The following is a 23,358-nucleotide window of genomic DNA, read 5'->3' on the forward strand; positions in this document are numbered from 1 at the left end:
ACATCTGCCGCGGCGAGGGAAGCGGCGGCTACCCATTTGAATTTGGCTAGGCAAGAAAATCACCGATCGCCGCCGCGATCTCCCGAGCATGAGTCTCGAGCGCAAAGTGCCCCGTGTCGAAGAAGCGCACTTCGGCAGCCGGCATGTCGCGCTGAAACGCCGTCGCGCCCGCCGGCAGGAAAAAGGGATCGTTCTTGCCCCAGACCGCCATGAAAGGCGGCTTGCGCTTGCGGAAGTAGGCCTGGAATTCCGGATACATGGCGACGTTGGTCCTGTAGTCGCCGAACAGATCGAGCTGGATCTCGTCCGCGCCTGGGCGCTCGAGATAATGGTTGTCCAGCGTGAAGCCATCAGGGGAGATCAGGGAGGCGTCAGGCACCCCGTGGGTGTATTGCCAGACCGTCGTCTCTGGCGAAAGGAATGATCGCAGCACCGCGCGATTCGCTTGCGATGCATCTTGCCAGTAAGCCCGGATCGGGCTCCAGCCTTCGCTCAATCCCTCCTCATAGGCGTTGCCATTCTGCGAGATGATGGAAACGATGCGCTCGGGATGTCGAAGAGCCATCCGAAAGCCCGTCGGCGCGCCATAGTCGAAAACGTAGAGCGAGAAACGGGCGAGTCCGATGACTTCCGTGAATCGTTCGATCACCTGCGCCAACGCGGCGAACGTATAGGCAAAGCTTTCGCGAGCCGGCATGTCGGACTGCCCGAACCCGGGCAAATCCGGCGCCACCAGTCGGAAGCGATCCGAGAGCGCCGGGATCAGCTCGCGGAACATGTGGCCGGCGGTCGGAAATCCGTGCAGCAGCAGCAAGGCGGGCGCGTCAGCCCGGCCAGCCTCCCGATAGAATACGTTCAGTCCGTCCACGTCCGCCTTGCGGTATCGAATGCTCGTCATCTGAGGTCCTTCCCTCGACGCCTGTTGCGCCCGGTGAAATCGATGATCTGATGGCAGCCGATTCGAGGGGGTCTCACCTGAACATTTCGTGGCTCGGGGCGATCCGGTTACAGACTCCCCGGGGATTTCTGCCCGTACGAGACTGCCTGTCCCCTGCTCTGCCCGATCTATCGCGCCTCGGAACTCTTCATTCGAACCCCCTGCGATAGTCCGTAGGAGTCCAACCCGTCGCTTTGCGAAAGGCGGAGCTGAAGGAGCTCGTTTGCGCGTAGCCCAGGCTGAGTGCGATGTCGGTAATCGATACTGCCCGATCCGCCAGCCGCAGCTTGGCGAACTCCATGCGTCGCTGCACCTGATACTGGTAGGCCGGGATCCCGAACGACTTCTTGAAAGCACGGCAGAAGTGGTGAACGCTGAGCCTGGCGAGCTCGGCGAGCTTCAGGAGGCAGACTTGTTCTCCCAGATGCGCCTCGACGTACTCGACCACGACACGCTTTTGCCAACCCGCGAGACCTCCACGACTGACCGCTGCCGGCTCGCGAACAACATCGTGATCGGACCTGGAAAGCTCGTGGGCGAGCACGCCGCAGAGCGCCTCGAGGTAGGGCGCGCAATTCGTCTCGGCGCTCTCGATCGCCTTCTTCAATTTGGAGGCGGTCTCCCAGACCAGCGGATCCTCGAAATATATTCTTGGCGCGAGCCCGGCCGCGCCGTCGTCGGACTTGTGAAGCGCGGCCGGATCGAAATAGAGGAAGGTCACCTGCGCAGACGAGGCGGCCTCATGCCATTCCTGATAAGCGCGTCCCGCCGGGACAAAGGTCAGCCTGTGCTCGGAGCCTCGCAGCTTCGACGAGCAGAGGCCATCGATGGAGGTCTCACCGCTTTTCCGCGCTCCCTCGTTGTACAACGCCAGGAGATGTCTCGATCCCTGAAAGCGAAATTCAATCCTGTTGCCGACCGGCAGGTGAACGCTCTCCGAAAACCACCAGCGCCAGCCGATCCCAAGGCGCTTCACCGGCTCGGACGGCGTTATGCTGACCGTCGGATGAAGCGCGGCGTCGGACGGCCTGGACGACAGCGTCTCGTCCACCGGCCGGATTGGCGAAGCGGAGACCGCCATCCTTGGCGTGCTCTCACTCGAATTTGATACGTACATCCCCATCGTCGTCGCCCTGTTCTGTGCTCCGGATGGCCGCGTCCAATCGTCAACGAATTTCTGCACGGAGGAGATGCCCTGATCGCCCGGATACGGGCCTTGAAGCCGCAAGCTGCACGTGGCGTTACCTCTCCGGTCAAGGCGCGCTGCCAACGCCGGCTGACAGCACCGCACAGGGGCAACATGCTTTTCATCGCGCTCGCGGACAATCTCACGCTTGTGCTGTTCCGGCCCATACTTAGGTATGGGTCGCGTGCAGGGACGGCGCCGAGATGATTCGGCACGAGATGCCAGTCCCGGAGGCGAAGCCTCAGCCCTGGAGTTGGAGCGCTTCGGCCATTCGAACGAGCATCGCCGCGGTTTTTGCCCCGAGCTTCCGCATCACGCTGCCACGATGCATCTTGACCGTCGCTTCGCTGATCGAGAGCTCGCTGGCGACCTGCTTGTTCATCAGACCGGATGCCACCAGCGTCATCACTTGCCGCTCGCGCGTGGTCAGGAGTGAAAACTTCTCCTGCAACTGCGCAAGGTGCGCGTTGTCGTCGCGCCGATCGATGTCCTTTCGGATCGCGGCAGTGATCGCGTCGAGCAGATCCTGATCCCGTATCGGCTTGGTGAGAAAATCGACCGCCCCCAGCTTCATGCCTCTTACCGACATGGGAATGTCGCCAAAGGCGGTCATCAGGATCACCGGGATTCCGACGTTGATTTTCGTCAGGTACTCCTGCAGCTCCAGGCCACTCGTGCCGGGCAATCTGACATCGAGCACCAGACACGCAGGGGCATCCGACAGTTCAACCTCCAGGAAATCCGAGGCAGATCCGTACAAGGCGACTTTGTAGTGCAGGGACTCGAGCAGATCGCCAAGGGACTCGCGAACCGCGCGGTCGTCGTCGACGATATGAACGACACCGGAAGGAGGCATGTCTACCGGCTTTCCGACGACTGAACCGCCTGGCGAAGCGGGAGAGCGAAGGTGAACTTCGCTCCGCACCTCCCGTTTTCTTCCACCCATAGCTGTCCTCCGTGGAGTTTCACTATCTTGCGGCAGATCGACAGTCCCAGACCGAGTCCCGCTCCCTTCGTCGTATAGAGCGTCTCGAAGACCCGCTCTCTATCGGCCGGGCTGATGCCGCCCCCCGTATCCGCGATTGCCACGGAAATCATACCATCGACGACCCCCGAAGAGAGGGCCAAAATGCGGTTCCCGTCCTCGACCCCGGCCATGGCCTCGATCGCGTTGCGCACGAGGTTGAGGGCGATCTGCTGGACCTGAACACGGTCTGCCTCGACACGGGGCGATGATCGATCGAAGTCGGTACGGACGACGACCCCGGCGCGCTCGATTTCCCTTTTCGACAGAAGCAGAACCTCCGCAACCGCATCGTTGATATCGAACTCGGCAAAATGGACCTGCGTGCCCCGCACCAGAGAGCGGACCCCGGTCACAACCTCCGCGGCTCGACGTGCCTGCCTGATGATGCGCGCGACCGATTTCCGGGCCTCCGCCGCTTGAACGGGATCGCGGGCGAGCCACCGGAGGCAAGCTTCCGCGCTCATGATCATGCCCGTTAGCGGCTGATCGATCTCGTGAATGATCGAGCCGGCGAGCTCGCCAAGGGACGTCAGACCCGTCGCCCGCGCAAGCTCGTTTCGCGCGTCGGCGAGAGCCTGCTCCGCCGCCTTCCGTTGCGAGACGTCCGTGATGATGCCTTCCAGCTCGAGGTCTCCCGTGGGCCCCTCATCGAATTGCCCGACGGCCACGACATGCAACGTCTTGCCGTCCCGGTGGACCACGCGGTACTCGTGGGTGAAGGGTGACTTCGTGCTGATCGCTTCGGTGAGCGCCTGCTCCAGTGCGGGATAATCCTCGGGGTGGACCCGGCTCCTGAACACCTCGAAGGGCACGGGGTTCACGTCCAGGTCGATATCCAGAATGCGGTAACATTCGCGCGATCCGCGGGAGAGCAAGGTGCGCGTGTTCCAGCGATAGCTGCCCATCCCGCCGATCTGCTGACCTCTGACCATCCACATGTTGGTCTCGCGCAACGCCTCGAACAGGCGTACCGATTCGAATGAGACGGCGGCCTGATTGGCCAGCATGGATGTCACCCAGACGCATCGCGGCGTGAAGATATCCGCATCTCCATCCGCTTCCAGATAGAGAACGCCGATCGCCCAGTGCTGGTGAATCAACGGCAGGCACAGCTGGGCTATCTTTCCAGACGGCGGGTTCGCGGGATCGATCAGTGCGGAGCTCTCCGCGCCGGCTTGCCTCACGACCGTTTGCTTTCGATCGAGCACCTCTTCGGCAAGGTCGCTCGGCAAGCGGAATTCGGCGTGCGGCGGGAAGGAGGCAAGGAAGTTCGCCCTCTCGCGCGGGAAGCTCGCATCGGCCTTGGCAAGCAACTCTCTTTGCCCGCTGAGCAGGATCGCTCCCCGACTGGCCCCGGAGTAACTCCGCGCCTCCATGAGGAGAGCCTTGGCCAATCCCTGATAGCTGATTTCTCTCGAGATGATCTGAAACGCCTTCGCGACCAGATCCAGTTCGTGCGTCTCGTTATCAAGCCTCATACCGAGATGTCTCGTCGTGACAATCATTTCCAGGCGTCTCGACGCATCACCTCGCCGCTTGCGTATCGGGGGGTGGGACGAGAGCGCGTCAGTACGCCGCAACATGTAACGGGACTTGAGAACGTTGCCAAGTTTGGTCGCGAGAGCCACGGTTCACGAGCCAGCGCCATGCACGTCGTTGCGCATTGCCCCGATTTTTTTCGAAGCAGGTGTAACCGATGCGACGGTTGCTCCGAATGTCTACGAAAGTGCGGAGCGCGGGCATTGCGCCCCGCTGGCCGCCGGCATGACCCGCTTGCTGTTCAGGCCAAATCGGGGCGTCGAGACACTGCCGCGCAGGCCTGCATCGGATCGCGAGCTCAAGGCTGGCGCCGCTGCCCGTCACCGTCTATGCCGGCGTATTCGCCCTGGTGAACGCGACCTATCTGTTGCTGTGCTGGGAAGCCGTCGACCGGCCGGCGATCGAGGAGATCCCGGGCCAGGCGCGCACGATCATGCGCATGCGATCCTTGACCACCCTGCTCGGCTTCCTCGCCGCGGCGGCCGTCTCGTTGCACTATCCCGTGCTCGCGCTGGCCATGATCTGCATCTGCCTTGCAGTGTATCTCAAGCCTCAAGTCGCAGAACACGCGCCGCGTCCTGCTTCAGAAGATACAACGACACCGCAAGCAGCACGACATCCTTCATCAGGAACGGAACGTTGCCCGTCATCGCCGGAAAGCCGCCCGCAGCAGCGTCCCAACCATCCGGCATAAACGGAATGATCGTGACTGTTGCGATGAAGGTACCGGTCGATCCAAGGGCGCCCACAATGCCGAGGCGCTTGCTCCAGAACCCCGCGAATATCAGAGCACCAAAAGTCCATTCGGAGACGCCGAGGAACCAGCTGGCACCTTGATGGCCGAAAGCGGGATAGAGCCACCAGATCAGCGGGCCGTTGCTGATGAAGGGGTCCAGGCGATCCGCCTCGTACGCCCACCATTTCTGGTAACCGAAGAAGAAGAACAGGATCACCATCGACGCCCGAACGATGTGGTAATCCAGGTCTCCCGCAAGCAGCCCCGATATCGGCAGCCTGCTTGCGAACGATGTGCGCGGGGCTCTCGCCAATGTACTCATGGTGTCGATCCTCCTGATCCTAACTGACGGGCCCTTGCGTGGTCAGCGTCTGACCGAGATCGATCAGAAGCCGGCAGACAAGACCGTCCGGTGCGAAGTCGAGATCGACCTGCGCGCCCGGCAGGGCCCTTGCGATCAGTTGCGTGCCAAAGCCCTTGCGTTCCGGCTTGGTCACAATCGGTCCGCCGCGCTCGCGCCACTGGATCGCAAGACCTTGTCCGCCGAGATAGGGCGGGCTTTCCCAGATCACCTCGACGGCTCCTGCCGTCGATGTCAGCGCGCCGTACTTGGTCGCGTTGGTCGCCAGCTCGTGAATGATGACGTGCAGCGCCAAGGCGATGTGCGGCTCCAGCGTGAGGTCCGGCCCCGCGAGCAGAATGCGGCCCCTGTGAAACATCGCGTGCGGCTTGAGCGTTCGCTCCAGCATCGCCGCGAGAGACACTCGCTGATCCCCCGCGGATTCGATCATCCTGTAGGCATCGGACAGGGTCGCGATCCGTGCCGAGAGCGCCTCGCGAAAATCGGCGGTCGAATTCGCATCGGTGTTGTTCACGAAGCACAGAACGATGCTGAGGATATTGCGCATGCGATGCTGCAATTCCCTGACGACATCCTCGAGCGCGTCATCCCGGATCGGGGCGATCCGCTCGTAGTTCGCGCACCCGCTTCCGTCGCGGAATGAACCGGTGACAGTGTGCCTCATGTGCGGACCTATCGCTGTTTGTTGAAACGGATATCGATCAACACCCGCGGCAGATTTTCAGCTTCTTGTCGAGATCTGCGTCCAGACCTTCCAGTTTCCGGTTGAAGTCGGTAATGCGCTTCTGCACCGCATCCTCGGCAAGTGAATTCGGCATGAATTCATTGCCGCGCGGCTGCACCTGGACGCTCTCGGCCGGGCTCGGCGCTTTCGGCGACGGCGCCGGCAGCGGATCTGCCAGCGCGGTGAGGGGAATGGCGGCGAAGCTCAGGATGAGGGATGAACGGAGTTGCATGGTCGCGCCTCAACGCAGTTGATTGCCATGATGACGCGCACATTATGCAGCATGTGTACGGGCCTCGCTGTTCGTGGATTGCGCCGATTGAGGCGATATTGTTGGAATGTTTCCGTCTGCGCCCCGATTCAACCTAGGGTGCCGCCGGCGCGGGCCTTTGCTCCGCGAGAATGACCGAGAAGAGCCCGCTGTCGTCGGTCCAATCGGCGACGGGATTCCATCCGCCGGCCTGCAGCAGAACGAAGGCATCCCTGCGCCCGTATTTGAGGCTGTTCTCCGTGTGGATGGTCTCGCCCTTCGACAACGAGAAGACGCGACCGTCGACCTCGAAACGGACGTCGCGCGTGGCTTCCAGATGCATCTCGATACGCGCCTCCGCATCATTCCAGCGCGCCAGATGGCGAAACGCGCTCAGCGGAATCGAGCCGCCCAGCTCGCGGTTGATCCGATGCAAGAGGTTGAGATTGAATGCGGCCGTCAGCCCCTGCGTGTCGTCATATGCCGGCAGCAGAAAATCCTGATCCTTGATACGATCGATGCCGATCAGCAGCATCGATCCGGCACTCAGGGTCGCCGCCATGGCCCGCAACAGGTCGACCGCCGCAGGCACGGTCAGATTTCCGATCGTCGACCCCGGAAAGAAGCCGAGGCGCGCAGTCGAGGCAATCTCTTCCGGAAGCCCAAACGGATAGGTGAAATCGGCCTCGGTTGGATAGATCGGCAGTGCCGGGAATGCATGCGACAAGCCTGCCGCAACCTCCCGGAGGAACTCGCCCGAGATGTCGATCGGCACATAGGCGGAGGGCTCCGTCTCTGCCAGCAACAGTCGCGTCTTTGCCGACGAGCCTGAGCCGAATTCTACGACCGCGCGGCCCGGCCCCGCGAGCGCGGCGATTTCCGATACTGCGGACGCAAGAATCGATCGCTCGGTTCGTGTCGGGTAGTATTCGGGCAGCAGCGTGATGGCTTCAAACAGAGCCGATCCGCGTCGGTCATAAAGCCATCTCGCCGGAATTGCCTTTGGCGCGAGGCTCAGCCCTTCCATGATGTCATAGCGGAACGCCGCCGTCAGGTCGGCCACCGTAGATCGCATTTCGTTCTGGAGTTGAAGCAATTTCGGCTTTCCTTCGCACGACGTCTCGGTCGGCCCGGCCCGCGGCCGCAATGACGTCAGGAGACCAATGTCGACAATTTCTTCAGGCCGCGATGGATATTGATCTTGACCAGGGCCGCCGACTGTCCGGTCGCACCGGCCGCTCGCGCGATGCTCAGACCATTGAGCTTCACGAGGCGGATCACGCTCTCTTGCGCAGGCTTCAATCGGCCAAGCAGCTGGTCCAGCGCGGCAGCGCTGATCGCGGCACCTTCGTGATCCTCGATTGCGATGTCTTCGTCGAGCGCGAGCGCGCTGTAGCGAGACGCATCGCGCACGCGATCGACCCATTTATAGCGGGCAATCGCCGTGACCCAGGCGCCGAAGGGCTTCGAGGCCGCAAACGTGTGGCGTTTCGCGTGAATGGCCAGGAGCACCTCCTGCCTCGCATCGTCGGCGGCGGGATAGGGAAGCCGGCGCGCGTAGTAGGCACGGAGCCACAGATCCAGCTCCCGCAGCAATCGCTCATATGCGTCTCCGTCCCCTGCTCGCGCCGCAAGCAGGAGCCGGCCCCATCGCTCCGAACAATCGTTCCATCTCTCCCAACGGGCCATCTTCCGGCGATCATGTCGCGGCGGATCCGTACCCTCCCGGGGTCCTGCACGCCCGGGCGCGTCCCCGCCAGATGATTGCGTCGCCATAGAGGACGTGATGTCGTCACCCGAGAGCGCTTTCATCTTCGAAGGCTCCTGTCGAGACACTCCAGCAGCGCGCTCGTTTCGAACGGCTTTCTGAGAAGGCAGAATGCGCCGATCGAGGCCGCTTCGGCGTCCAGCTGCCTGTGAGGAAGCGCGGTAATGAGAATCACCGGCGCTCCGACCTTCTGCTGCTGGAGCTCGCGAACGAGGTTCAGCCCGCCCATTCCAGGCATGTGAACGTCGGCAATGATGCAGTCGAAGCTGAACCGGCCGGCGTAGCTCAGCAGCGCTTCGGCCCTGTCAAACGGCTCGGAGCGGTAGCCGATCGATCGCATCAGATCCACCAAAGACAGGCACAGGGCCTCGTCGTCATCGACGACTCCTACGAAAGGGACCTTCACCTGACTTACCCTCGCAAGACGCGATCGTCATCGAAACGCGATCGCAACACGGGCGATTGAAGCGCAAGCCGCTCCCCAGTTGACCAGGCGGCTGCTGTCGTGACGTTCGATGCTTGTTCGCGAGAGGCACATGTTCGGTCTCCCCAACTGAGGAAAATCCAGTAGCTGCGCCATGATCGGTTGCGCATGTCGGCCCCGAGGATGCGTTCGGCGGGTGGCTCCTACAATCTCGCGATTGTGATGCACAGACCCATACTTTGGTATGGGTCTGCGGTGCCAAGGGCGAGCCACCAAAGGCGACGCGATGTCAGGCCACGCCGATCCCGGTCGCCTGCGGCCGAACAGCGCAAGTTTGAGAAATGCACGATAACCCGCGCACAGCGCGCTCTTCGAAGCTTGGCTACCGTTCAGGACGCGACAGACGTCGACGCCGCCCTTGGCGCCAATCCGCGACCTCGAGGATGAGACGACATCAGATGGACCATCTCATAAAGAAGCTGTCCGAGCTCGATCTGGTCAGAGGCGATTTTGACTACCATGTCACGCGTGTGGCGATGATCGTCGTCTTCTTCGTCTTCAGCTGCCAGAAATGGTTCGACTACGAAGCGCACGCGTTGATTCCGTTCATCAGCAATGGTCCGCTGATCTTCTGGCTGTATCCGGTGTTTGGCGTGCGCGGCGCGGCCTACTTCCTGGGTTCAGCGGAACTGTTGTTTGGATTGCTCCTGCTGCTCGGCTTCTGGAGCAGAAGACTGGCGGTCCTGGGGTCGCTGGGTTCATGCGCGACCTATGTCGCCACCGTGACGATCATTCCGTTCTTCCCCGATGCCTGGGCCGCGCCGGCCGGCGGCTTTCCTGCGGCCACGTTGCCGTTCCTCTTCCTCATGAAGGATGTCGTACTGCTTGCGGCTTCCGTCTATCTGCTCAAGCGGGACCTCCTCCGGGCAGCAGCCGACGTGTCGCCGGCTCAGGACGGGATTGTTCGACAGGAAGCGATGCAATAGCGAGACGGACGCCAAGATCATTCTCCACGTGAGCGTAGGTTTGCGGCGACGGCTTGTAGATCTTACGCTGTCCACGCTGAACGACCTCTCGAAGACTCCCCGCAATTGCCCCCGCTCAAGCCAGGGAATCTGCGGCTCGCGGGAGAGTTCCCGATCCCCGGAGTTCCCGATCAAAATCAAATCTGCCTGTAACCTTTGTGGCCGCCTCTTCGAATGTTGGAGGCCAGAGGAGCGAGCAGCGTGAAGCCGGCGGGTTCGTTCTGATGAGTGCTGTTGTGGGGGACCTTTTCGGGGATTAGGCTGATGAGGGGGCGATTGGACGGTTGGCGCGCCTTGTCCACGGGGCGGCCGGTCAGTTCCGGAGTCCGGCGGATGAATGTGTCCTCGCCGATCCTCACGAACGGAGATGCCGGTCTCGAACTCCTGTGGGACGACGGGGAGCGCGTCTTTTGCCGCGAATGGCGCCGGGGCGCCAATGGCAACGTCAACAGCGTCTTGACCGTAAGAGCCGCGGCGGATCATCCGCCCGCGCTCCACGACCGGTTCGCTCACGAATATGCCTTGCGCGACGAGCTCGATCGAGCCTGGGCCGTGCGGCCGCTGCAGCTGATCCGCGATGGCGATCGTGCCTTGCTGATATTGGAAGACTCCGGCAGCGAGCCGCTCGAGCGGCTGCTCGGCGCGCCGATGAAGCTGGATCATTTCTTGCGATCGGCCCTCGCCATTTCCGGGGCGGTCGCCCAGCTCCATCATCGTGGCCTGATCCACAAGGATCTGAAACCGGCGAACATCCTGGTCGACGCAGCGGGCGCGATCAGGATCACCGGATTCGGCCTCGCCTCTCGCCTGCCACGCGAGCGACAGCAGCTCGAGCCGCCGGAGACCATCGCGGGCACGCTGGCCTATATGGCACCCGAGCAGACCGGCCGCATGAACCGGTCCGTCGATTCCCGCAGCGATCTGTACGCAATCGGCGTGACGTTCTACCGGATGCTCACGGGGGCACTGCCGTTCACCGCGGCCAGTCCGATGGAATGGGTGCACAGCCACATCGCGAGACGAGCCATTCCGCCTGCCGAACGAGTCGATGGCGTGCCTCGCGCCGTGTCGGCGATCATCATGAAGCTTCTCGCCAAGACGGCCGAGGACCGCTACCAGACCGCCGCCGGCCTCAAGAACGACCTCGGGCACTGCCTTGCCGAATGGCTGACGCAAGGCCGGATTGACGGCTTTACGCCCGGCGAGGCGGACCAACCGGACCGCCTCCGCATTCCCGAGCGGCTCTACGGCAGGGAACATGAGATCGAGGCCTTGCTCGACGCGTTCGACCGCGTCGCCCGGAGTGGAAAGCCCGAGCTCGTCTTGATCTCGGGCCATGCCGGTATCGGCAAGTCCGCCGTAGTCCACGAGTTGCACAGAGCCCTGGTCCCGCTCGGTGGCCTTTTCGCCTCGGGCAAGTTCGATCAGTACAAGCGCGACATCCCTTATGCGACGCTGGCACAGGCCTTTCAAAGCATCGTCCGTCGCCTCCTCGCCAAGAATGACGCCGAACTCGCATCGTGGCGCGACGCTATCTGCGAAGCATTGACGCCCAACGGCCAGCTCATGGTCGATCTGATTCCCGAATTGAAACTGATCATCGGCGATCAGCCGCCGGTCCCGGATGCCTCACCGCAAGACGCCCTGCGACGATTTCAACTCGTCCTGCAGCGCTTCATCGGCGTCTTCGCGCAATCGGATCGACCGCTTGTACTCTTCCTCGACGATTTGCAGTGGCTGGATGCTGCGACGCTCGATCTGCTCGAGGAGCTGCTGACCAGATCGGACCTGCAACACCTCTTGCTGATCGGCGCTTATCGCAGCAATGAGATCGATGCCAACCATCCGCTGAGGCGCAAGCTCGCCGCAATTCACGATTCGGGCGCGCGCATCCGGACGCACAGCCTGGCACCCCTCATTCGCGCCGACGTCGAGCGTTTCATCGTGGATGCGCTTCGCTCCGAGCCGATCCGCGCCGCGCCATTGGCGCAACGGATACATGAGAAGACCGGCGGCAATCCGTTCTTCCTGATCCAGTTCCTGCACGCACTCTCGGAAGAACGGTTGCTGGCCTTCGATCATGCGGCAGGCCAATGGCAGTGGGACCTCGAGCGCATCCATGCCAAAGGCTATACCGAAAACGTCGTTGACTTGATGATCCACAAGCTGAGCCGCCTGCCGGAAGAAACGCGGACGGCTTTGCAGACGCTTGCATGCCTCGGCAGCAGCGCCGAGATCGCAACGCTGTCATTGATGCTCGGCACATCGGAACAGCAGGTCGATCTGGATCTCGTCGACGCGGTGCGTCTCGAGTTGGTCGAGCGTCAGGACCGGCACCGCAGGTTCGTGCACGACCGGGTCCAGGAAGCCGCCTACGCACTGATTCCCGAGTCCGCGAGGCCTGCGTCGCACTTGCGAATCGGCCGGATCCTGGTGGCACGCACACCGCCGGAGCAGCGCGAGGTGGCGATCTTCGATATCGTCAATCAGCTCAACCGCGGCCTGTCCCTCGTCGGCTCGCCGGGCGAGCGCGAGCAACTCGCCGAGCTCAACTTGGTTGCCGGCCAGCGCGCCAAGGCATCCTCGGCCTATAGCTCGGCACTTGCCTATCTCTCCACCGGAAGCGAACTCCTGACCGCCGATTGCTGGGCGCGGCGGCACGAGCTTGCCTTCGCACTGGAAATCAATCGGGCCGCATGCGAGTTCCTGACCGGCGAACCGGCTGTCGCCGACGATCGCCTGACTGCACTGGCGACGCGCGCGACCAACCCGCTCGAACAGGCCGCCGTCGCATGCCTGCGCATGGACGTCTATACAACGCTCGGTCAATCCAGCCGCGCCGTCGAAATCGGCCTGGGGTACCTGCGGCAGCTAGGCGTGCACTGGTCTCCCAACCCGACTGAAGCGGAGGCGCGCCGCGAGTACGATCTTATCTGGACGGGCATTGGGGAGCGCAGCATCGAAGACCTCGTCAAGCTACCCTTGATGCGCGACCCAGCCTCGCTTGCGACGATGGATGTCCTGACAAAGCTGCTGCCGCCCGCCCTCTTCACGGATATGAACCTGCTTTCCCTCACGATCTGCAGGGCCGTCAATCTTGGGCTCGCGTGGGGCCACAGCGACGGGTCGTGCGTTGCTTATGTGCAGCTCGGAATGGTGGCCGGCCTGCAATTCGGCGACTACAAATCCGGCTTTCGCTTCGGAGAGCTCGGTTATGAATTGGTCGAGCAGCGTGGAATAAGCCGCTTCCAGGCTGCGACCTATCTGATATTCGGCGCCCACGTCGTGCCCTGGACCAGACACTTCAGGGTCGCGCGCGATCTCCTTCGCCGCGCCTTCGAGAGCGCGCACAGGAGCGGCGATCTTACCTATGCCGCCTACAGCTGCAGCAATCTGAATGGCAATCTTTTCCAGGCAGGCGATCCACTCGTCGAGATTCTGAACGAGGCCGAGACTGGCCTCGCCTTCGTCCGGAAGATGAGGTTCGGGTTCATCGAGGACATCATCGCCGCGCAACGCGGGCTGTTCCGGACGCTCCGCGGGTTGACCCCGACATTCGGCTCCTTCGACGACGAGCAGTTCGACGAGCTTCGGATCGAACAGCAGTTCGCCGCCAATCCGAATTTGTGGCGCGCTGAGTGCATTTACTGGATCCTCAAGCTCCGGGCGCGTTTTCTTGCCGGCGACTACGCAACGGCGGTCGGCATCCTGTCGAAGCTGCAGCGGCGGCGATGGACGCCGCTCACTCCGGCGGAGGCAGCTTCGTATCACTTCTATAGTGCGCTTTCTCTGGCTGCAGTGCCGGAAGCGATCGCCGCCGAGCAGGGGCACATCGACACGATTGTCGGGCATCATCGGCAACTCCAGGCCTGGGCGGAGAACTGCCCGGACAATTTCGCGCATTGCGCGGCGCTGGTCGGTGCCGAAATCGCCCGGCTGGAGGGCCGCGACTCCGATGCAATGCGCCTTTACGAACACGCAGTTCGCTCGGCCCGCGCAAACGGGCTCATTGCCGATGAGGGTCTCGCTTACGAACTGGCTGCGAACTTCTATGCGGCTCGCGATTATGACGCGTTCGCTAACATATACCGTCGGAACGCGCGCGACGCCTATTCGCAGTGGGGAGCCGATGGCAAGGTACGCCAGATCGACGACATGTATCCGCACCTTGCGGAGAACGCACCCATGGCCACCCCAACTGACACGATCGGTGCGCCGATCGAACATCTGGACCTCGTGGCGGCCCTGAAAGTCTCGGAGGCCGTGTCCGGCGAGATCGTCCTCGAGAAGCTGATCGACATTCTGATGCGCACGACCATCGAGCACGCCGGCGCGGAACGAGGATTGCTGATTTTGCAGCGGGACGCGGCGCTGCGGATTCGCGCGGAAGCGACGACCCGGGGGGCTTCGATCAATGTCGATCTGTGCGATCGCCCGATCTCCCAGACGGAAATCCCGGAGTCGCTCGTCCTGTACGCGGCTCGCACGCAAGGGAGCGTTATTCTCGACGAAGCTGCGGAAAGTGGAACCTTCAGAGGGGATCGGTACATTCAGCTCACGAGTGCCCGGTCGGTCCTGATCATTCCGCTCACGAAGCAAGGCGGCCTGGTCGCACTGCTGTATCTCGAGAACAATCTGGCGAAGGGCGTGTTTACGCCCGCAAAGGTCGCGCTTCTCAAATTTATCGCGTCCGAGGCCGCGACGTCGCTCGACAACGCTCGTCTGTACCGGGAGCTTCAGGAGCGCGAGCAGCGCTATCGCGAGGCTCAGATGGAGCTGGCCCACGCTAACCGCGTGGCGGTGATGGGACAGCTGACGGCGTCGATCGCCCACGAGGTCAATCAGCCGAACACCGCCGTCATCGCCAGCGCGCAAGCGGCCTTGAGCTGGCTCGATCACCAACCGCCGGCGCTGGCGCAGACGCGCAGGGCGCTGACACGCGCCATCGAAAACGGCATCCGCTCCAGCGAGGTCATCGAGCGAATTCGGGATCTCGTCAAGAAATCACCGCCCAAACGGGATTCCCTCGCGATCAACAACGTCATCGGTCAGGTGATCGAACTCACGCAAGCCGAAGCGGCGCGGCACGATGTCTCGATCCAGACGGTGTTCGCCGATCGTCTGCCCAAGGTCATCGGCGATCGCGTCGAGCTGCAGCAGGTCGCGCTCAACCTGATCCTGAACGCCATCGAGGCGATGAGCGAGACAACGGAGGGCAAGCGCGAGCTGTTGATCCAGACCGCGAGAGCAGATGCCGAGAGCATACGCGTATCGATCACGGATTCGGGACCAGGCTTGTCTGCGGAGGGCCAAGCGCGGCTGTTCGAACCTTTCTACACCACCAAGTCGGGCGGCCTCGGTGTCGGACTGTCGATATGCCACTCGATCCTCGTGGCGCATGGCGGCAGACTCTGGGCGGCTGCAAACGAGCCGCGCGGAGCCGTCTTCCAGTTCACCGTACCGATCGATGACGGCTTTGCCGTTGGTTGAACCACGCCCCGAAGTCGGAATCTGGCTCATAGCGTGGCTCCGATCCCGGCTATTGTTGGGGATTGGCGTTGGGAGTAGGTTCCCGAACGGGACAGGTGAAAACCTTTCCCTTCTTTTCAATCGACTGGCCGGCTAGTTCCGGAGTCCGGCAGATGCACGTATCCTCGCGGGTATCCACGAATGGCAATGCCGGTCTCAAGGCGTCATGGGACGACGGCGAGCGCGTCTTTTGCCGCGAATGGCGCCGGGGCGCCGATGGCGGCGTCAACAATGTCCTGACCGTAAGGGCGGCTACGGAACATCCGCCGGCCGCGGTCCTCGACCGGCTCGCCCATGAATACGCCTTGCGCAACGAGCTCGATGGGACCTGGGCCGTACGGCCGCTGGAGCTGATCCGCGACGGTGGTCGAACCTTGCTGATATTGGAAGATCCCGGCAGCGAGCCGCTCGAGCGGCTGCTCGGCGCGCCGATGAAGCTGACGCGCTTTCTGCGATTGGCTCTCGGCATCACCACCGCCGTCGACCAGCTGCATCGGCAGGGCCTGGTCCACAAGGATTTGAAGCCGGCCAATCTTCTGGTGAGCGGAGCAGACGAGGTCAGGATCACCGGATTTGGCCTTGCATCTCGCCTGCCGCGCGAGCGACAGCAGCTCGAACCACCGGAGACCATGGCGGGCACGCTGGCCTACATGGCGCCCGAGCAGACCGGCCGCATGAACCGGTCCGTCGATTCCCGCAGCGATCTGTATGCAATCGGCGTGACGTTCTACCGGATGCTGACGGGCGCACTGCCGTTCACCGCTGCCAGTCCGATGGAATGGGTGCACAGCCACATCGCCAGACAAGCCGTTGCGCCCGCCGAACGAGTCAATGGCGTGCCTCGCGCCGTGTCGGGGATCATCATGAAGCTCCTCGCCAAGACGGCAGAGGACCGCTACCAGACCGCCGCCGGTCTCAAGAGCGACCTCGAACGGTCACTCGCCGAATGGGAAGCGCGGGGACAAATCGATGATTTCGTCCTGGCCCAAACCGATATACCCGACCGCCTCCTCATTCCCGAACGGCTCTACGGCAGGGAGCACGAGATCGAGGCGTTGCTCACCTCGTTCGATCGCGTGACGCGGAGCGGCACGCCCGAGTTGATCCTGGTGTCCGGCCCCTCCGGTATCGGCAAGTCCGTTATGGTCGACGAAATGCACAAGGCCTTGGTGCCGTTGGGAGGGCTCTTCGCTTCCGGCAAGTTCGATCAGCACAAGCGCGATATGCCTTACGCGACGCTCGCGCATGCGCTTCAAGGCCTTATCCGGGGCCTCCTCGCCAAGAGCGACGCCGATCTGGCACCCTGGCGTAGCGCACTGCACGACGCGCTGGGCCCTCTCGGTCAGCTGATGGTGGATCTCGTACCGGAGCTGCGGCTGGTGATCGGGGATCAACCACCTGTCCCGGAAGCACCACCGCAAGACGCACAGCGACGCTTCCAACTCGTCGTTCGACGCTTCATTGGCATCTTCGCCAAGCCTCACCATCCCCTCGTGCTGTTCCTCGACGACCTGCAGTGGCTCGACCTGGCCACACTGCATCTGATCGAGTTTCTTCTGAACAGATCCGACCTGCAAAATCTGCTTCTCATCGTCGCCTATCGACGCAACGATGTCGACGTCAAGCATCTGCTGGCCCAACGGCTCGTCGAAATTCGGACGTCCCGCAAACGGGTGCGGGAAATCGACCTGGCACCCCTCACTTGCGATGCCGTCCTGGAATTCACCGCGGATGCACTTCATTGCGAGCCGGCATACGCCATGCCCATGGCGCAGCTGATATACGAGAAGACGAACGGGAATCCGTTCTTCCTCACGCAGTTTCTGCGGGCGCTGGCCGAAGAGGAACTACTGACCTTCAATCATGACAAGCGACAGTGGCGCTGGGATCTCGAACGCATCAAGGAAAAGAGCTACGCCGAAAACGTCGCAGATCTCATGGTCGGCAAGCTGAGCGGTTTGCGCGACGAGACACGTCAGGCCCTGCTGGAGCTGGCCTGCCTGGGCAACAGCGCCGAGATCGCAATGCTCTGCCTCGTGCACGGAGCATCGGAGCAGACGCTGCACGCGGATTTGAAAGACGCGACGCGTCTCGAGCTGGTCCGACGCCTCAAGAGCTCTTACGCGTTCGTGCACGATCGCGTGCAAGAGGCCGCTTATGCGCTTCAACCGGACCAGGACAGGCGAACGGCGCTGCACCTTCGGATCGGCCTGGTCCTGGCAGCGCAGCTGACGCCTGACGAAACCAACGAGCGCGTCTATATCGTTGCCAACCAGCTGAACCGCGGCATCGCCGCTTTGACGAACGGCGCTGAACGCGAACAGGTCATTGCCGTCAATCTCGCCGCGGGCCGGCGCGCACGAAATGCAACGGCTTACCACGCGGCAGCAACCTACCTTGAAATCGCGCGCGAACTGCTCGGGGAGGAAGGGCATCCGCGGTGCAGCCGGGACGCCTTCGCGATCGGCCTGCTCCACGCCGAGTGCAAATTCCTGCTCGGCGAGCTGAACACGGCAGAGGCGGAATTGACGGTCCTGTCGCAGAGCTGTTCGGACATTCAGGCGAGCGCCGAGGTCGCCAGACTCCAGGCGCAGCTATACACCACTGCGGGACAGCTCGAGCGGGCGGTCGCCGTTTGCCTCGCATTCTTGCGCAGAACCGGGATCGACTGGTCTCCTCATCCCAGCCGCAGCGAGGTGGATGAGGATCGGCGACGCCTGCGGAGCTTGACCGAAAAACTGTCCGACGAGCAGCTTCATGCGCTACCGCCGATGACCGATCCGGATCATCGTGCGACCATGGGCGTCCTGGCCGACCTCCTCACACCTGCGTTTCTCACCGATCGCAACCTGTCCGACACCATGCTCGTGGCGGCCACGCGACTGACGCTCGCACACGGAACCAGCCCTGAAGCGTGCTACCCGCTGACCGCCATATTCGGCGTGCTCGCGAGCAGTTCAACCGATGCCGAACTTGGATTCCGGCTATCACAATTTGGCGCAGCCCTTGCCGACAGGCAGCCGCAGACAGGGCTGAGCGGCCGGGCGCTTTTGGTATTCGGCCTCCACGTGACCCCATGGGTTCTCCCGATCCGATCGGGACGGCCGTTCATTCGGCGCGCTCTTGCAATCTGTTTGACGACTGGAGATCTGGCATTCGCGGCGTATTCGCATCGCGGGTTGATATCGGTGGATCTCTTCTGCGGCGATTCGCTCATGGACGTCTGCTCGCGTGCCGAGCGGTCCCTGGCATTCGCCGAGGGTTTGGGCGTCCGATTGGCTGCGGAGGGCCTCATAAGGCAACGAGATCTGGCGCTGAGCCTTATGGGACGCGATGGGCCGAATGACTTCGAGAGCCCCGGGGCGCTTCAGCCCCCGGACGCGAGCGAACCGATAAGCGCCTTCTTCTACTACGCGACGCAAATTCAGATCGAAGTCATTGCCGGACGTGACGAGGCCGCGATTGCCCTCGCCGCACGCGCAGAAGCACTCTCATGGTGCGTCCGCGCTTATTCGGATTTCACCGAATACCGGTTCTACACGGCACTCGCTCATGCCGGAGCTTATCACGCATCACGCCCTGAGGAACGCGAGCGGCGCCTCAGCGACCTCCGCGAACACCACCGCAAGCTGACAGTCTGGTCCGACCGCTGCCCCGCAAACTTCGCCGCCCGGCAGAAGCTCGTCACGGCGGAGCTTGCGCGCATCGAGGGTCGCGAACTCGAGGCGGAGCAGCTCTACGAAGAAACGATCCGATTGGCGCAAGAATCCGGCTTCGCGCAGATCGAGGCGATCGCTGCGGAACGTGCAGCAGGGTTCTACGAGGCGCGCGGCATTCGAACGGTCGTTCAATCCTACCTGACGAAAGCGCGCGATTGCTACGCGCGCTGGGGCGCCGAGGCGAAGGTGAGCCAGCTCGAGAAACTCCATCCGAACCTGCGGGAGCGAGGATCCGCGCTCAGCGCCGCAGGCACGATCGGAGCACCTGTCGAGCAGCTTGACCTTGCGACGGTTCTCAAGGTGTCGGAGGCTGTTTCAGGCGAGATCGTGCTGGAGAAGCTCACGGAGACCCTGCTTCGCTCGGCCATCGAGCATGCGGGTGCGGAACGTGGCGTGCTGATTTTACCGAGGGGTTCCGAGCTGAGAATTCGGGCGGACGCAGTGACCGGCGGCGGTTCTATCGCTCTCGATCTCGCCGATTCGCCGATCTCCGCCGCTGAAGTCCCGATGTCGATCGTGCTTTACACGGCTCGCACGCAGGAAAGCGTCGTGCTCGACGATGCCTCGACGAGCAGCGCGTTCGGCGGCGACGAGTACATCCAGAAGAAGCACGTCCGATCAGCCTTGTGCGTGCCGCTCGTCAAGCAAGGCAGGGCGGTGGCATTTCTGTATCTCGAGAACAATCTCGCCTCGCGCGTCTTCACACCCGCCCGGATCGCGATCCTCAAATTTCTCGCATCCGAGGCTGCGACCTCGCTCGACAACGCTCGTTTGTACCGGGAGCTTCAGGAGCGCGAACAGCGTTACCGCGAGGCTCAGATGGAGCTGGCCCACGCCAACCGCGTGGCGGTGATGGGACAGCTGACGGCGTCGATCGCCCACGAGGTCAACCAGCCGAACACCGCCGTTATCGCCAGCGCGCAAGCGGCCTTGAGCTGGCTCGATCACCAACCGCCGGCGCTGGAGCAGACGCGCAGGGCGCTGATACGCGCCATCGAGAACGGCATCCGCTCCAGCGAGGTCATCGGGCGAATCCGGGATCTGGTCAAGAAATCACCGCCCAAACGGGATTCCCTGGCGATCAACGACGTCATCGGTCAAGTCATCGAACTCACGGAAGCTGAAGCGGCGCGGCACGATGTCGCGATCCAGACGATATTCGCCGATCGTCTGCCCAAGGTCATCGGCGATCGCGTCGAGCTGCAGCAGGTCACACTCAACCTGATCCTCAACGCCATCGAGGCCATGAGCGAGACAACGGAGGGCAAGCGCGAGCTGTTGATCCAGACCGCGAGAGCGGATGCCGAGAGCATACGCGTATCGATCACGGATTCGGGGCCGGGCTTGTCTGCGGAGGGCCAAGCGCGGCTGTTCGAACCCTTCTACACCACCAAGTCGGGCGGCCTCGGTGTCGGACTGTCGATATGCCGCTCGATCATCGTTGCGCATGGCGGCAGACTGTGGGCGGCTGCAAACGAACCGCGCGGCGCCGTCTTCCAGTTCACCGTGCCGATCGATGACGGCTTTGCGGTTGGTTGAACCATCTCGGCTGGCGTCATCACACCGCAAAATTGGTGGGATGACCTGTAACCAAGGCCGGGCCACGGACGAAATATAGCCATCGGATCGCGCCGGCGAAGCCAAGCACGGGCCGGAACAGGTCCGCCATCGACCGACGGTGTACTGCAGGGAGAGATCAGTTGGGACTGTCCTGGCAACAAGGCCCGCTTTCAACGGGAGCAATCGGCCGCTTTCTCGTCCCCGAGCCGCTGCCCAAGCGACTCCTGTACGTCGAACCGTTGCGCCGCCGCATCCGCGTGCGTTTTGGGGGAAGCTGGATCGCCGACAGCGAGCGGGTGCTCCTCCTTTTCGAACCGGGCCGTTATCCTGTGGCCTATTTCCCGGAGGCCGATGTTTCCCCACATGTGCTGGAACCTACCGAGCACATCACTCAACATGCCGATCTTGGGCCGACGTCCTGGTACGGCGTTCGGGTCGACGAGCAACACATCGCGGCACGAGGAGCATGGCGGCACACCAACCTGCCCGCCCATGCAGGCGATTTGCAGGGTCTGATCGCTTTTGCCTGGCGGGCCATGGATGCCTTCTACGAGGAAGACGAACGCATCGTGGGCCATGCCGCCGATCCCTATCACCGCATCGACATCCGCGAGACCTCTCGTAACCTCGTGGTCAACCACCAGGGCCGGGTCATCGCCGATACAAAGCGGCCGCTGGTCCTTTACGAGTCCGGCTTTGCACCGCGTTGGTATGTTCCACGTGCCGACATCGATGAGTCTGCCCTCACTCCCGTAAAGCTCCAGACCTTCTGCCCGTACAAGGGCCTCTGCAGCTACTACTCCATCGGAGACGCGCGCCAGGCGGCATGGTCGTATCCCGACGCCTATCCCGAAGTCCGCCGCATCTCCAATTTTGTATCGTTCGAGCCGGACATCGTGACGGTCCATCTCGATGGCATGCAGATGCGTCTCGAACCCGGCCAAACGGTGGTTCCACACGGCCCCGATCGCAATCTCGATATCGCCGAGGTGGTCGTTGAGCCAACGCCTGGTAGCCGGCCCGCTGAAGCTGCAGCCAGTCCCCTCTATCGACGCTCGTGAGACGAACGAGCATATCTTCGAGATCGCGCGGCATTCAGCCTTTCGCGTCCACGACTATGGTGGCCGTCAACGGAGCCGCTCATCCCGAGCCTCCACTACGGGAGCGCCACAATGTCCCATCGTTCGAACCAGACACGCTCGATCCGCTCCGCCTTTGCGGGCCTTCTCCTGATCGGCTTGCTGTCGCCCGCACATGCTTCCGACCGGAACAGCTCTCTCGACGCCCTCCCCGATCTGCCGTCGCGGGCCGCCGCGCGTTTCGCCTCGGCCGAGCCGACCTCGCGCCTGCCCTGGCTCGCGCCGGTCGGCCACCGTCAGCCGAGCCGGGCCGACGCGCCTCAATCGGATGCTCTGTCGGCCTGGGAGCGTGAGCAGCAGCAGCGCGATCAGATGCTGGATCGCAAGCTCATCATCTGCCGTGGATGCTGAGCTAGCCCGGCCGCCTCACGCGCGCCGGCCTAGGCATTCTCGCCAGCCGATGCCGTCTCTGCGCTCTTCGCCAGCTCCAGCTCGTCAATCGTCGCAGGCGTCTGCGCAGCCTTTCGCCATTGCGCGGGGGTGATGCCCATGTGGCTCTTGAACGCCCGCTGGAACGCCGCCTCGGACAGATATCCGACCGCTTCGGCCACCGCTCCGGTCGAGAGCGAGGATTTCCTCAGTTCGTTCGTTGCCAGCGTCATGCGGATGTCGGTCAGCAGCTCGCTGGGCGAACGTCCGACCTTCTCCTGGAATTGACGGGCGAGTGTCGCACGCGACATGTTGGCGAGCTGCGCGAGCTCGGGCAGTGTCCATGCGCGCGCGGGCGCATTGAACATGGCCGCGACGACCGGCGCGAGGCGTGGGTGACCTGCGAGCGCAAGCAGCCCGCGTGGCGCCTCCCCGGTCTCGCTGGCGAGGCGCAGCACGAGCGCGAACATCGCCGTCGACAACGCGTTCAGCATCGCGCGGCCGCCCAGCTGATCGTCTGCGGTCTCGCCGCGCATCAAAGCAACGAGGCCTGCGAGCTGCCCCGCCGTATCCCGCTCTCCGGCCTGCGCGCCGGCCCTCACGATCAGCACCGGTGGCAGATAGTTGCGCAGCAGCCGGTCGTGCGGCGGGGCGATCGAAAAATGTCCGCACAACAGATCGAGCCGGGCGTCCGAGCCGGGATTCTCGCTGATCGTGAAGTTGAGTGACGCGCGGTTGCGGGCCTTCAGCGGCGCAGCTCCGCTGCCGTCGTGCATGACGTGCCGGGGGTTGTGCGGCAGCAGCAGAATGTCGCCGGCCTCCAGTCGCAACGGCCGGCCTCCCGCCGGATCGTCCAGCATCGCCGAGCCAGCGAGCACCGCGTGGTACGGGATTTCGTTGGCCTCGCCCGGCCCCTGCTCGATCCGCCACGGCGCGCCGTAGGAGCAGCGCAGGTCCAGACGGCCGCGCACCGGCATCATCTCGAACAGCCGGCTGAGCCAATCCATCGTATTTCCCTCTCGATACGTTATTTGAGACGATTGAGCATATATACAAGCACATCAA

The 23,358-nt window shown here is 62.9% G+C and carries 17 protein-coding genes; 5 read left to right on the forward strand and 12 right to left on the reverse strand.

The genetic code is table 11. The annotated features are described in order from the left end of the window. Positions 1 to 46: 46 nt before the first annotated feature. The 10 genes from AC5ZFO_RS03180 to AC5ZFO_RS03225 form a co-directional block, all read right to left on the reverse strand. On the reverse strand, positions 47 to 898 hold the full coding sequence (locus AC5ZFO_RS03180) for an alpha/beta fold hydrolase (RefSeq protein ID WP_496121323.1): 852 nt from the start codon (positions 896 to 898) through the stop codon (positions 47 to 49). 187 nt (positions 899 to 1,085) lie between these two features. Beyond that, complete coding sequence (locus AC5ZFO_RS03185) at positions 1,086 to 2,018, reverse strand: helix-turn-helix transcriptional regulator (RefSeq protein ID WP_282519905.1); 933 nt, start codon at positions 2,016 to 2,018, stop codon at positions 1,086 to 1,088. Positions 2,019 to 2,364: 346 nt separating this feature from the next. Continuing rightward, positions 2,365 to 2,979, reverse strand: coding sequence for a response regulator transcription factor (locus tag AC5ZFO_RS03190; RefSeq protein ID WP_282519904.1), 615 nt, complete (start codon positions 2,977 to 2,979; stop codon positions 2,365 to 2,367). Between the two features lie 2 nt (positions 2,980 to 2,981). Beyond that, positions 2,982 to 4,655: a GAF domain-containing sensor histidine kinase gene (locus AC5ZFO_RS03195; protein WP_282519903.1), complete on the reverse strand. Its 1,674-nt coding sequence runs from the start codon at positions 4,653 to 4,655 to the stop codon at positions 2,982 to 2,984. 579 nt (positions 4,656 to 5,234) lie between these two features. Then, a complete protein-coding gene (locus tag AC5ZFO_RS03200) occupies positions 5,235 to 5,747 on the reverse strand; it encodes a YkgB family protein (protein WP_282519902.1) in 513 nt (170 codons plus the stop codon). A gap of 19 nt (positions 5,748 to 5,766) precedes the next feature. After that, the gene (locus AC5ZFO_RS03205; protein WP_282519901.1) at positions 5,767 to 6,450 is read right to left on the reverse strand and encodes a sensor histidine kinase; all 684 of its coding nucleotides are present in this window, start codon (positions 6,448 to 6,450) and stop codon (positions 5,767 to 5,769) included. Positions 6,451 to 6,487: 37 nt separating this feature from the next. Beyond that, positions 6,488 to 6,742, reverse strand: coding sequence for a hypothetical protein (locus AC5ZFO_RS03210; protein ID WP_282519900.1), 255 nt, complete (start codon positions 6,740 to 6,742; stop codon positions 6,488 to 6,490). Positions 6,743 to 6,875: 133 nt separating this feature from the next. Then, the gene (egtD, locus tag AC5ZFO_RS03215) at positions 6,876 to 7,856 is read right to left on the reverse strand and encodes an L-histidine N(alpha)-methyltransferase (RefSeq protein ID WP_496121325.1); all 981 of its coding nucleotides are present in this window, start codon (positions 7,854 to 7,856) and stop codon (positions 6,876 to 6,878) included. A gap of 56 nt (positions 7,857 to 7,912) precedes the next feature. Further along, positions 7,913 to 8,356, reverse strand: a complete 444-nt coding sequence (locus AC5ZFO_RS03220; RefSeq protein WP_223153778.1) for a sigma-70 family RNA polymerase sigma factor — start codon at positions 8,354 to 8,356, stop codon at positions 7,913 to 7,915. Between the two features lie 212 nt (positions 8,357 to 8,568). Continuing rightward, positions 8,569 to 8,934, reverse strand: coding sequence for a response regulator transcription factor (locus tag AC5ZFO_RS03225; protein WP_282519898.1), 366 nt, complete (start codon positions 8,932 to 8,934; stop codon positions 8,569 to 8,571). Positions 8,935 to 9,410: 476 nt separating this feature from the next. Here AC5ZFO_RS03225 and AC5ZFO_RS03230 point away from each other — a divergent pair, with 476 nt between their 5' ends. Next, on the forward strand, positions 9,411 to 9,938 hold the full coding sequence (locus tag AC5ZFO_RS03230) for a DUF417 family protein (protein WP_282519897.1): 528 nt from the start codon (positions 9,411 to 9,413) through the stop codon (positions 9,936 to 9,938). A 372-nt stretch (positions 9,939 to 10,310) separates the two neighbouring features. After that, entirely contained in the window at positions 10,311 to 15,467 is a 5,157-nt protein-coding gene (locus tag AC5ZFO_RS03235) for a trifunctional serine/threonine-protein kinase/ATP-binding protein/sensor histidine kinase (protein WP_282519896.1), read from the forward strand. A 203-nt stretch (positions 15,468 to 15,670) separates the two neighbouring features. On the opposite strand, the gene AC5ZFO_RS03240 is transcribed toward AC5ZFO_RS03235, so the two are convergent. Next, the gene (locus AC5ZFO_RS03240) at positions 15,671 to 15,802 is read right to left on the reverse strand and encodes a hypothetical protein (RefSeq protein WP_496121327.1); all 132 of its coding nucleotides are present in this window, start codon (positions 15,800 to 15,802) and stop codon (positions 15,671 to 15,673) included. A gap of 9 nt (positions 15,803 to 15,811) precedes the next feature. On the opposite strand from AC5ZFO_RS03240, the gene AC5ZFO_RS03245 reads away from it, so the two are divergent. From AC5ZFO_RS03245 to AC5ZFO_RS03255, 3 genes are all read left to right on the forward strand, one after another. Further along, positions 15,812 to 20,764, forward strand: a complete 4,953-nt coding sequence (locus AC5ZFO_RS03245; protein ID WP_496121329.1) for a trifunctional serine/threonine-protein kinase/ATP-binding protein/sensor histidine kinase — start codon at positions 15,812 to 15,814, stop codon at positions 20,762 to 20,764. A gap of 161 nt (positions 20,765 to 20,925) precedes the next feature. Further along, positions 20,926 to 21,846, forward strand: a complete 921-nt coding sequence (locus tag AC5ZFO_RS03250; RefSeq protein ID WP_282519894.1) for a DUF427 domain-containing protein — start codon at positions 20,926 to 20,928, stop codon at positions 21,844 to 21,846. Positions 21,847 to 21,957: 111 nt separating this feature from the next. After that, entirely contained in the window at positions 21,958 to 22,275 is a 318-nt protein-coding gene (locus tag AC5ZFO_RS03255; protein ID WP_071916798.1) for a hypothetical protein, read from the forward strand. A 29-nt stretch (positions 22,276 to 22,304) separates the two neighbouring features. Here the strand turns inward: AC5ZFO_RS03255 and AC5ZFO_RS03260 are convergent, their stop codons facing one another. Beyond that, complete coding sequence (locus tag AC5ZFO_RS03260; RefSeq protein ID WP_282519893.1) at positions 22,305 to 23,300, reverse strand: AraC family transcriptional regulator; 996 nt, start codon at positions 23,298 to 23,300, stop codon at positions 22,305 to 22,307. Between the last annotated feature and the right edge of the window lie 58 nt (positions 23,301 to 23,358).

Source organism: Bradyrhizobium sp. Unk1, from assembly GCF_059512345.1.

Excerpts from the sequence above, each read along its gene's own strand:
- AC5ZFO_RS03255 (WP_071916798.1), top strand. The coding sequence starts at position 21,958 with ATGTCCCATCGTTCGAACCAGACACGCTCGATCCGCTCCGCCTTTGCG.
- AC5ZFO_RS03205 (WP_282519901.1), bottom strand. The coding sequence starts at position 6,450 with ATGAGGCACACTGTCACCGGTTCATTCCGCGACGGAAGCGGGTGCGCG.
- AC5ZFO_RS03260 (WP_282519893.1), bottom strand. The coding sequence starts at position 23,300 with ATGGATTGGCTCAGCCGGCTGTTCGAGATGATGCCGGTGCGCGGCCGT.
- AC5ZFO_RS03240 (WP_496121327.1), bottom strand. The coding sequence starts at position 15,802 with ATGGGCGAGCCGGTCGAGGACCGCGGCCGGCGGATGTTCCGTAGCCGC.
- AC5ZFO_RS03195 (WP_282519903.1), bottom strand. The coding sequence starts at position 4,655 with ATGATTGTCACGACGAGACATCTCGGTATGAGGCTTGATAACGAGACG.
- AC5ZFO_RS03235 (WP_282519896.1), top strand. The coding sequence starts at position 10,311 with ATGAATGTGTCCTCGCCGATCCTCACGAACGGAGATGCCGGTCTCGAA.
- AC5ZFO_RS03180 (WP_496121323.1), bottom strand. The coding sequence starts at position 898 with ATGACGAGCATTCGATACCGCAAGGCGGACGTGGACGGACTGAACGTA.
- AC5ZFO_RS03210 (WP_282519900.1), bottom strand. The coding sequence starts at position 6,742 with ATGCAACTCCGTTCATCCCTCATCCTGAGCTTCGCCGCCATTCCCCTC.
- AC5ZFO_RS03230 (WP_282519897.1), top strand. The coding sequence starts at position 9,411 with ATGGACCATCTCATAAAGAAGCTGTCCGAGCTCGATCTGGTCAGAGGC.
- AC5ZFO_RS03185 (WP_282519905.1), bottom strand. The coding sequence starts at position 2,018 with ATGGCGGTCTCCGCTTCGCCAATCCGGCCGGTGGACGAGACGCTGTCG.
- AC5ZFO_RS03190 (WP_282519904.1), bottom strand. The coding sequence starts at position 2,979 with ATGCCTCCTTCCGGTGTCGTTCATATCGTCGACGACGACCGCGCGGTT.
- AC5ZFO_RS03200 (WP_282519902.1), bottom strand. The coding sequence starts at position 5,747 with ATGAGTACATTGGCGAGAGCCCCGCGCACATCGTTCGCAAGCAGGCTG.